Raw genomic sequence first — 599 nt, forward strand, 5'->3', positions numbered from 1 at the left:
GCGTTCAAGGACGCTGGCTTGAGTGACGCCATTCCTTGAGACATTCGGTCGCCCTCGGGGTGCAGCCAACGCGCAAAGATCCGGTTCAACGGACACGTAAGACGTCTACGTTTGCCTGCATGCCGAGGGCCTCATCGAAAATGGCGGCCAATAGTGGCGACATTGGCGACCGGCAGGAACCAGAGCGAGATGCTCACCGGCATGCTGGTGACATCAGCACTGCCAGCAAGGCCGCGGAAGTTGGGTTCCGCCACGCACTCCCAGTTGGTCACGGGTTCAGAACGTGCGAACCTTGGGCGGCACACTCTCGACCGTCAGGGGTTTAAGGCGAACCGGCTTGTAGTCGAGTCGATCGCCCTCGCTGTACCACAGCGTGTGCTTCAGCCACTCTATGTCGTTGCGTCCTAGCGCGTGCAAGGGGGCGTTGGCCGGGCGTTCGTAGTCCATCACCATGTGAGCGCCGCGACATTCGTGACGCGCCGCCGCCGATACGATCGTCGCCCGCGCTACTTCGACGAGGTTCTCGACCTCCAGCGCCTCGACGCACGCGGTGTTGAAGACGCGGGACTTATCCTTGAGGCCGRTGGACTTCGCGCGGG

General features: G+C 62.5%; 1 protein-coding gene and 1 pseudogene. Both read right to left on the reverse strand.

From position 1 onward, the window contains the following. Positions 1-131 precede the first annotated feature (131 nt). Positions 132-272, reverse strand: a complete 141-nt coding sequence (locus AC1DY5_RS58035) for a hypothetical protein (protein ID WP_478123098.1) — start codon at positions 270-272, stop codon at positions 132-134. 4 nt (positions 273-276) lie between these two features. Further along, positions 277-599, reverse strand: a pseudogene (locus tag AC1DY5_RS58040) (succinate dehydrogenase/fumarate reductase flavoprotein subunit); the annotation flags it as partial.

The sequence above is a fragment of the Variovorax sp. P4_D9 genome (assembly GCF_056401695.1).